This is a genomic window from Dietzia sp. E1 (assembly GCF_014145015.1).
Classification (GTDB): Bacteria; Actinomycetota; Actinomycetes; order Mycobacteriales; family Mycobacteriaceae; genus Dietzia; species Dietzia cinnamea_A.
Genome location: NZ_JAALDU010000122.1, coordinates 1 through 9,021 on the forward strand (window position 1 = coordinate 1; position 9,021 = coordinate 9,021).

Consider the following 9,021-nt stretch of genomic DNA (forward strand, 5'->3'; position numbering starts at 1 on the left):
GCCGGCGCGGGCCGGGCGGACCGGGTGGGGGAGCCCGCCCGGGATGGGACGCGGCCGAGCGTGGTGGCGCGGGTCGTGGTCGAGGGGGGTACGACGACGACGAGGTCGGCGGCGGCGACGCCCCGCGGACTCCGGAGGTGCCGAGAGGCGTGCCGATTCCCGCCCCCGGTGATCCGGTGCTGTGGCCCCAACGCGAGGCGGTGAAGGCGGCCCTGCAGTACCCGGGCCTGGCGGGCCCGTTGTTCGACTCGCTGCCGGACGAGTGCTACACCCACCCGGCGTACGCGGCGATCGCGGAGGCGCTGTCTCGGGCCGGGGGCTGTGCGGCCGGCAAGAGCGGCGTCAACTGGGTGGCCGAGGTGTCGCAGGGGCTGGAGGACGAGGGTCTGCGTCGTCTGGTCGGGGTGCTCGCGGTGGAGACGTTGCGCGTGTCGGAGGAGGCGTTGCCGCGGTACATCTCCGGGGTGCTCGCGCGTCTACAGGAGGTGTGGGTGTCGGGGCAGATCGCCGACCTCAAGTCCAAGGTGCAGCGGATGAGCCCGGCGGAGGACCCGGAGGGGTACTCGGCGCTCTTCGGTGATCTCGTGGCACTGGAGGAGTACCGGCGCGGCCTGCTGGAGCAGGCGGTCGGTGCCACACCGGACATCGCCTGACCTGCCGATTTGGTTCCTCGGCGTGGTCCGCACTAAGGTGGTTTCTCGGTATCCGGCACAGCAGCCGGAAGGCCGGTAGCAATCCCCCATAGCTCAATTGGCAGAGCATTCGACTGTTAATCGAAGGGTTATTGGTTCGAGTCCAATTGGGGGAGCTTCACCGAACAGGCCGGGAACTCCGTGTTCCCGGCCTGTTTCTGTAGCCCGGTGTCCGCGGTGCGTGTTCTCCCGCACCGGGCGGTCTCGGTGAGCACCGGTCCGAACCACCTCAGGAGTGAACAGCGCATGGCCCCCACGATCCGGATCGGAATCGCAGGCTACGGCAACCTCGGGCGCGGCGTGGAGTCCGCGCTCACGCAGAACCCCGACATGACGCTGGTGGGGGTGTACACCCGCCGCGCACCGGAGGACGTCCGGACCCTCGACCCGCGGACTCCGGTCTTCGCCTTCGACGACCTGGCGTCGGGCGCGGCCGAGGTCGATGTGCTCATCCTGTGCGGCGGTTCCAGGTCGGATCTGCCGGTGCAGTCGCCGCAGCTCGCGGCCCGGTTCAACATCGTCGACAGCTTCGACACGCACGCCCGCATCCCCGAGCACTTCGCGGCCGTGGACGCGCCCGCGCGCGCGGCGGGCACCACCGCGTTGATCTCCGCCGGCTGGGATCCCGGCATGTACTCGATCAACCGGGTGATGGGGGAGGCCCTGTTGCCGGAGGGGGACACGTACACCTTCTGGGGCCGCGGCCTGAGCCAGGGGCATTCCGACGCCGTGCGTCGGGTGCCCGGGGTGGCGGGCGCAGTGCAGTACACGGTGCCGAGCGAGGCCGCGATCGCGGCGGTCCGCGCCGGTGGTCGGCCCGCGTTGACCACGCGTGAGAAGCATGTGCGCGAGTGCTTCGTCGTCCTCGAAGAGGGGGCCGACCCCGACTCGGTCCGCGAGGCGATCGTGACGATGCCGGACTACTTCGTGGACTACGACACCTCCGTCACCTTCATCACCGCCGAGGAGCTCGCGCGCGACCACCGGGCGATGCCGCACGGCGGGTTCGTCATCCGGTCGGGGGTCTCCGGTGAGGGCAACACGCAGGGCATCGAGTACCGGCTCACCCTCGGGAGCAACCCGGAGTTCACGGCCGGGGTCCTGGTGGCGTACGCCCGGGCGGTGTACCGGCTCCACGCCGCCGGGCAGGTCGGCGCCCACACGGTCTTCGACGTGGCCCCCGGCCTGCTCTCGCCGAAGACCCCCGAGCAGTTGCGGGCCGGGTACCTGTAGCGCCGGGGGCGTCGACGGGATCAGTCGCGCCGGAGGACGCGGGCGTCGCCGATGTCGAAGCTCACCTCGAACCACCGAGAGGTGATCCGCCAGCCGTCGTCCGTGCGCGTCCACTCGTCGGTGTACTCGCCGAAGCACTCGTACGTCAGACCCGCGAGTTCCCCGGCGCCCAGGTGCAGGACCCGCGCGTAGGTGCGGCTCCGGGCGCGGTCCGGGCGCGGTCCGGGGTCGAGCTCGACGCGGTGGTTGCCCAGCAGGTGTTGTGACGGACCGCAGCCCCCGAGGTGGTCCCGCACCCGCTCGACGATCGCCTCCCTACCGGTCGCGCCGTAGCCCGTCGCGGACCGGGTGAACAGCGCCCCCAGCCGGTCCCAGTCGCGCGTGTCCAGTGCGCTCGCGACGTCCGCGAGCCGCTCGATGATCTGCTCCCTGTCGGTGGTCATGTACGGATCCTCGCATCAGGTGGCTCTACTCCTCCGCCATAGCGGAGATGCGGGCGAGAATCGCATCGGCGTGGTCGTAGATCTCGTCCAGGTCGGAGATGGGGATCTGGACCTCCTGGCGCTCCGCGTCGAAGACGCCGATTTTCCAGTTGGACGAATTGAAACGCAGTCTCGCGATCGGCTTACGGTTGTTGTCGTCGAAGAGGATCGCGCAATACGTCTTCGCGTCGCGCATCGTCACTCTCGACGCCGGGACCCGCTGCCGGGCTATCGCCCGGATGATCTGGTACGCCTCGGTCTCCTCCGGTGTCGTGTCGATGCCGTCGTCGGCTGCGGTCGTGTCGGGGTCCGCGGGTTGCGCGGCCGCGGGCGCGGTGATGTCCACTGTCGGCTCTTCGTCCAGATCCTGGGCAGTGCGGAGTCGGCGGTTCGCCTCGTCGCGGACGAACTGGGAGCCCGCGGTGGCCACGATGTCGCGGAAGAACTCGAGCACCTGCGCGGTCAACCTCTTGCTGGTCACGCGACTGGCGAAGTAGCGCACCCACTCATCCGACGGTTCCTTGAACTCCGCCGCCATGACCTTGCGGACCTCGGCGACGTACTTCAACTGCTCCGCGGAGGCGACGATGGTCTCGGCGTCGAACTTGCCCTTGGTGCACTTCTCGAGATGGGGGAAGATCCGCGCGTCGATGTCGGTGAGGTCCAGGGTCATGAACGGTTTCTCGTCCATTCGGTTCGCGGCGTCGAGCTGGGCGTAGAAGTGGTACACCTCGCCGTTCGTCAGGATCGCGAACTCGGTGTCCGTGACGTTGAAGTACCTCACGAGCTGGGTGGCGTGGTCGAGGCTCAGAGGAGACCCCACGGTCTTGCACTCGATCAGGAACCGGAAGTCGTCGCCGTCCTTGATCGCGTAGTCGACCTTCTCGCCCTTCTTCCGCCCGACATCCGCCACGTACTCGGGAATGACCTCGCGGGGATCGAAGATGTCATATCCCAGGACGTCCTGGATGAACGGGGCGATGAACGCGGTCTTCGTGGCCTCCTCGGTGGAGATGTGCGTCTTGAGGTCTCGGACCTTGGCCGCGAGATGGCGAACTGATTCTTCGATTGTCGGCACGGGGGCCTCCCAGCGTCGGGGCGGTGTGATCGGGACTAACTTAAGAGGGTTCCACCGATGTGGGCGGAGCATCGACGAATCCACGGATTCCGAATCGGTCCGTCGCGACACGAGCCCGCGCACCCGCGTCTCGGCGAAGCGCCCGAACCGGATCGCTACCCTGACGCCATGAGTCGTCCCGCAGCCCAGAGCGCCGTCGAGGTCACGCTGTCCACCGGCCGCGTCCGCGGGACCGACCTGGGGGACGTGGTCCGCTTCTACGGCATCCCGTACGCCGAGGACCCGGTCGGCGATCTGCGCTTCGCGGCCCCCGTCAGGCAGAGCCCCTGGACCGGGGTCCGTGACGCCACGCGTCCGGCGGCCACCGCGCAGCGCCTGCGCTTCGACCCGGATCCGGCGATCCCCGAGCCGATCGTCGCGGGCACGGACATCCTGCACGTGGACGTGTGGGCGCCTCCCGAGGGCGCCGGGCACCCGGTCCTGGTGTGGATCCACGGCGGCGGGTGGGAATCGGGGTCGTCGCATCAACCGTGGTTCGACGGGACCGCGTTCGCCCGGGCGGGAATCGTCGTGGTGTCCGTGGGCTACCGGCTGGGCGTCGAGGGGTTCACATCGTTCCCCGACGCTCCGGACAACCGCGGGGTGCGCGACTGGATCATGGCGCTGGAGTGGGTCCGCGACGAGATCGCGGCCTTCGGCGGTGACCCCGGACAGGTCACGGTGTCGGGCCAGTCGGCGGGCGGCGGTGCCGTGCTGTGCCTGCTGGCCTCGCCGGTGGCGACCGGGCTGTTCCACCGCGGGATCGCCTCGTCGCCGGCGGTGTTGCGGTCGCCGGCCGCGCAGGCCCCCAAGGGCGCGACGGCCGCCGAGTTGGCTGCGGGCGGCCGGGGCGCGGTCGACGAGTTCCACCGCCGGCTCCGCAGAGACAATCCGTTCCTCATGCCGTTCCGGCCGACCATCGGCGACGAGACCGTACCCGTGCCGCCGCTCGAGGGGATCGGGGAGGGGCCGGGGCTCGGGCTGCCGCTGCTCATCGGTTCCACGGCCACGGAGTTCGAGGGACTCGTCCGCGCGCTCCCGGGCCCCGCGCTGGTGCCGGGAGCGGCGATGATCCTGCGTTCGCAGGAGCTGCCCACGACGGGTCTGCGCGCGTTGGCCCGCCAGTCCTCAGGACGGTCTCTGCGTCGAGCGGTGGGGGCGGTCGTCGACGCGGCGACCATCCACTCGACGGTCGTGCGAGCCGCCGAGACCCGGATCGCGGCGGGCGGCCCGACGTGGGTGTACGACTTCCGGTGGGCGGCGGGCCGCGGCGCGGTGCACTGCGCGGACCTGCCCTTCTTCTGGTCCGTTCCCGAGGCCGCGAACGTGCGCGCGTTCCTCGACGCTCCCGTTCCGACGGACCTGGTCGCGGCCATGCACGGCTCGTGGGTGAGCTTCGTCCGCTCCGGCGACCCCGGTTCGCCGGCGTACGAGGCGCCCACGCGGCGGGTGCAGGTGTGGGACGAGCCGCCCGCGGTCGTGGACGACGGCCTGGCGGACGTCCGTGAGGTCTGGTGGCCGGAGGGCTCCATCTGACGCCTTGCTACGATTGCGCCGCGCGTGTGGGCGAGACGCCCGTCACGCGAGGGGCTATAGCTCAGTTGGTTAGAGCCGCGGACTCATAATCCGCTGGTCGCGGGTTCGAGCCCCGCTGGCCCCACCGCCGCCGGAGAACTCCCCCGGCGTCTGCCCGTACTCCCTGGTGAACGCGGCGACGAACGCGGAGGGGCTCGCGTAGCCGACCAGGTGCGCCGTCTCGGTGACCGACCGGTCGTGGAGGTAGGCCGCCGCGGCGCGCGATACCCGCTCACGAGAAGGCACGACTACCTTGAGTGGCGGTCGAGGCGGCCCCCGTCCGGCCGGCGGCGTCCCTGATTCTTCGGGCCGCCGCCGCCCCAGTCATCGCAGGTCGATCTCTCGACCGCACGAAGGGAGATCTCATGACACTGGACGCCCTCGACTCCGCGTCGGTCAGCTCAATCGCCGAGGAGGTCCGGTGAGTGGCGACCGTGCGAACCCCGGTCCGCGGGTCCGCGCCCACCAGAGTGACGGCCGCGGTACCGTCCGAGTGCCCTACCCGGTCGGCGTCCGTCCCGCCACGGTGATCCGACGGACCCGGCTCACCCCCCGCATGCTGCGGCTGACCCTCGCCGGGCCCGGGATCGAACGGTTGCACTCGTACGCCTGCGACGACCACCTCGGTGTGGTGTTCCCGCTGGAGGACGGCACCCGTAACGATCCGGTGTTCAACGCCGACCGGCAGATGCTGGACTGGACGCACCCTCTGCCCCCGATGCGCAAGTACACGATCCGACGGCACGATCCCGCCGCACGGGAGGTCGATCTCGACATCGTCCTGCATCCGGGAGGGCTGGCCTCCGATTGGGCGATGGGTGTGCAGCCGGGTGACGAGGTGGTGCTGGCCGGGCCACCCGGTTCATTGGCGTTCGCCCACACCTACGACCACTACATGTTCGCGATCGACACCACGGCTCTGCCCGCGCTCGGCCGGTGGCTCGACGAGGGCGACTGGATCGAGGAGCGAGGGGTGTCGGTCCGGGTGCTGGTGGACCACGACGATCGCGCCGAGACGGCGTACCCGCTGCGTCGACGCGACGGGGTCAGCGTGGAGTGGCTCCCGCGGACCGGTGGCTCACGGCTCGCGGAGACCGTCGCCGCCCTCGACGTCGTCGACCATGACCCCACCCGGGTGTTCCTGTTCGCCGCCGGTGAGGCGGGGGACATCGCACCTCTGCGACGTTGGGCCAAGCAACGGGGCGTGGCGTCCCTCGTCACCGGCTACTGGAAGCGTGGCGCGGTGAAGGTGGACCACGAGGACGAGGGTCACGCCGACGGCGAGCACCGCGAGCACGACGCGCACGCCGAGCACCACGACTGACGGCGAGGCGACGGCGGCGCGCCGAGGTCAGTAGGCCAGAGCCATCCTCATCGCGCCCACCGCCTCGGACAGCGCCGCCCTGGCGAGAGGGGTCGCGCCCACCGCGTTGACGAACGGGTGGACCAGCGTGGGGTGGCGCCGCAGCGATACCGGCACCCCGGCCTCGGCCATCCGGCGGGCGTACGCCTCGCCCTCGTCGCGCAGCGGATCGAACCCGCCCGTGGCGACGTGCGCGGGCGGCAGCCCCGAGAAGTCCGTGGCCAGCAGGGGAGACGCGCGGGGATCGAGCCGGTCGTCGTCCGAGCGGATGTAGGTGCGCTCGTACCAGTCCATGTTGCCGCGGGTGAGGAAGTACCCCTCGCCGAACAGTTCGTAGGAGCGGGTCCGGGCGGACATGTTCGTCGCCGGGACGAACAGCAGCTGGAAGTCCGGGGTCCTCTCGCCCGCGTCGCGGGTCTGCTGGCACACCACCGCGGCGAGGTTGCCGCCCGCGCTGTCGCCGCCCACCGCGATGCGCTGCGGGTCCACGCCGAGTTCGGCGGCGTGGTCGCGGACGTACCGGAACGCGGCCAGGGCGTCCTCGGCGGCGGTGGGGAAGAGGAACTCGGGCGCCATCCGGTAGTCCACGCTGAGGACCTTGAGGCGGCCGGTGTCGGCGATGTAGCGGCACGTCGCGTCGTGCGAGTCGATGCTGCCGAGCACCCACCCGCCGCCGTGGAAGTACACCAGGACCGGCAGCGCCTCGTCGCCGTCGACGGGCGAGTACAGGCGTGCGGGCAGGTCGACGCGGTCGGGATCGTCACCGCCGAGCGGGAGGACGATGTCGGTGACGACGGCGAGGTCGAGCTTCTTCCCCGAGACGGTGTAGGCCGACCTCTCGACGACGGAGCGCGCCCGCTCGAGGGTGAGGTCCTGGTATTCCCCCTCGGACATGAGCGAGATGACCCGGAGCCCGGCCTGGAAGTGCGGGTCGAGGACCTGTCCGTCGACGCGCCGGGGAGCACCTGCCACTGGGCGCAGCAGGGGGCCGGGCAGATATCCGGCGGCCGTCATGACGGCTTTGGTCAGTCGGTCGCCGAGCGACGGCGTGAAGGCACGGTGGCCGGACATTCCAGAGGGTGACAGTGCGGGGCGCATGGCCACATTGTGACGTGGAACGCGGGATGATCGATGGTGATTGGTCGAAGGAGCTGGTCATGCGTTCAGAAGACGACGACGTCATCCGGGTCGAGGCGCTGGTCAAGACGTTCGGGGGAGTGCGGGCCCTCGACGGGCTGGACCTGGAGGTCCGCCGTGGTGAGATCCACGGGTTCCTCGGTCCCAACGGCGCCGGCAAGTCCACCACCATCCGCGTCCTGCTGGGGCTCGTGCGCGCGGACTCCGGCACCGCGACCGTGTTCGGCGCCGACCCGTGGCGCGACGCCGTCCGGCTGCGCTCGCGGGTCGCCTACGTCCCCGGCGAGGTCACGCTGTGGCCGCGGCTCACGGGCGGCCAGTGCATCGACCTGGTGGGCCGGTCGCTGGGCGGGCTCCAGCCGGCCCGGCGCGACGAGCTCGTCGAGCGGTTCCGCCTCGACCCCACCAGGCGCACCCGCGACTACTCGAAGGGCAACCGGCAGAAGGTCTCGCTCATCGCCGCGCTGGCCTCCGGTGCCGACCTGCTCGTGCTGGACGAACCCACCTCCGGCCTGGACCCGCTCATGGAGCGGGTCTTCCAGGACTGCGTGCGCGAGGCCGTCGACGCGGGTGCGACCGTGCTGCTGTCCAGTCACATCATGGGGGAGGTCGAGGCGCTCGCCGACCGCGTGAGCATCATCCGCGACGGGCGGACCGTCAGCTCGGGCACGCTGGCCGATCTGCGGCGCCACACCACGACCGAGGTCCACGCCGTCACCGACACCGACCCGCGGGCGCTCGAGCGTGTGAGCGGCGTCGACGACTTGCGGATCGGCGACGCCGGCGACGGCCGGTTCGACATCCGCTGCCACGTCCCGGCGCCCGCGCTCGGGGAGGTCACCGGCATCCTCCACGCCGCCGGCGTCCACACCCTCACCGCGACCCCGCCCAGCCTCGACGACCTGTTCCTCAGCGCCTACTCCGGAGCCCGGTGATGAGCGCACCCCTCGCCGGCGCACGCCTGGCCGGTACCGGCCTGCTCAGCCGGATCGCGCTCCGGACCGGCTGGCCGGCGATGGTCGCCTGGGTCGTCGGGGCCGTCACACTGTTCCTCGCCACCGGACTGTCCATCGCCACGCTCTACGACACCCCGGAGGAGCTCGCCGCGTACAGCGCCTCCGTCGGCGAGACGATGGTCATGCTCACAGGTCGGGTGGCCGGCCTCGACACCCCGGGCGGAGTGGTGATGAACGAGTACTCGTTCCTCGTCGGCTTCGGGGTCCCGCTCATGGCGATCGCCCTGACCGCGCGCTCCACCCGGCGGGAGGAGGAGTCCGGACGATCCGAACTCCTCGTCGCGGGCGGGGTCGGCCGGCTCGCCCCGGTGGCGGCGGCCCTCGTCGTCGTCGCCGGGGTCTTCCTCGCACTGGGCGCCGGCCTCTGGGCCGCGACGCTGGCGCTCGACGTGGACCGCGGCGGCGC

The 9,021-nt window shown here is 71.1% G+C and carries 7 protein-coding genes, 2 tRNA genes and 3 pseudogenes; 8 read left to right on the plus strand and 4 right to left on the minus strand.

Features of this window, described 5'->3' with window-relative positions; translation table 11 throughout:
• From G6030_RS05160 to G6030_RS05170, 3 genes and pseudogenes are all read left to right on the plus strand, one after another.
• A pseudogene (locus G6030_RS05160) lies at positions 1-653 on the plus strand (DNA primase); the annotation flags it as partial.
• Positions 654-735: 82 nt separating this feature from the next.
• A tRNA-Asn gene (locus tag G6030_RS05165) sits at positions 736-808 on the plus strand.
• 130 nt (positions 809-938) lie between these two features.
• On the plus strand, positions 939-1,925 hold the full coding sequence (locus tag G6030_RS05170; protein WP_182642416.1) for a diaminopimelate dehydrogenase: 987 nt from the start codon (positions 939-941) through the stop codon (positions 1,923-1,925).
• A gap of 20 nt (positions 1,926-1,945) precedes the next feature.
• On the opposite strand, the gene G6030_RS05175 is transcribed toward G6030_RS05170, so the two are convergent.
• Complete coding sequence (locus G6030_RS05175; RefSeq protein WP_182642417.1) at positions 1,946-2,368, minus strand: nuclear transport factor 2 family protein; 423 nt, start codon at positions 2,366-2,368, stop codon at positions 1,946-1,948.
• A 25-nt stretch (positions 2,369-2,393) separates the two neighbouring features.
• Positions 2,394-3,485: a type I restriction enzyme HsdR N-terminal domain-containing protein gene (locus tag G6030_RS05180; protein ID WP_347238585.1), complete on the minus strand. Its 1,092-nt coding sequence runs from the start codon at positions 3,483-3,485 to the stop codon at positions 2,394-2,396.
• Positions 3,486-3,653: 168 nt separating this feature from the next.
• Here G6030_RS05180 and G6030_RS05185 point away from each other — a divergent pair, with 168 nt between their 5' ends.
• Positions 3,654-5,060 (plus strand): carboxylesterase family protein, encoded by a 1,407-nt coding sequence (locus G6030_RS05185; protein WP_241724175.1) that lies wholly within the window; start codon positions 3,654-3,656, stop codon positions 5,058-5,060.
• A gap of 50 nt (positions 5,061-5,110) precedes the next feature.
• Positions 5,111-5,184 (plus strand) — tRNA-Ile (locus G6030_RS05190).
• A gap of 23 nt (positions 5,185-5,207) precedes the next feature.
• Here the strand turns inward: G6030_RS05190 and G6030_RS16840 are convergent.
• Positions 5,208-5,345, minus strand: a pseudogene (locus G6030_RS16840) (helix-turn-helix domain-containing protein); the annotation flags it as partial.
• Positions 5,346-5,520: 175 nt separating this feature from the next.
• Between G6030_RS16840 and G6030_RS05200 the strand changes: the two are divergent.
• Positions 5,521-6,423, plus strand: a complete 903-nt coding sequence (locus tag G6030_RS05200; RefSeq protein WP_182642419.1) for a siderophore-interacting protein — start codon at positions 5,521-5,523, stop codon at positions 6,421-6,423.
• A 27-nt stretch (positions 6,424-6,450) separates the two neighbouring features.
• Here G6030_RS05200 and G6030_RS05205 read toward each other — a convergent pair whose 3' ends face one another.
• Entirely contained in the window at positions 6,451-7,560 is a 1,110-nt protein-coding gene (locus G6030_RS05205; RefSeq protein WP_347238586.1) for an alpha/beta hydrolase, read from the minus strand.
• Positions 7,561-7,619: 59 nt separating this feature from the next.
• Here G6030_RS05205 and G6030_RS05210 point away from each other — a divergent pair, with 59 nt between their 5' ends.
• Positions 7,620-8,534 (plus strand): ABC transporter ATP-binding protein, encoded by a 915-nt coding sequence (locus G6030_RS05210; protein WP_182642420.1) that lies wholly within the window; start codon positions 7,620-7,622, stop codon positions 8,532-8,534.
• Positions 8,534-9,021 (plus strand): annotated as a pseudogene (locus tag G6030_RS05215) (hypothetical protein); the annotation flags it as partial. The gene G6030_RS05210 and the pseudogene G6030_RS05215, both read left to right, overlap by 1 nt.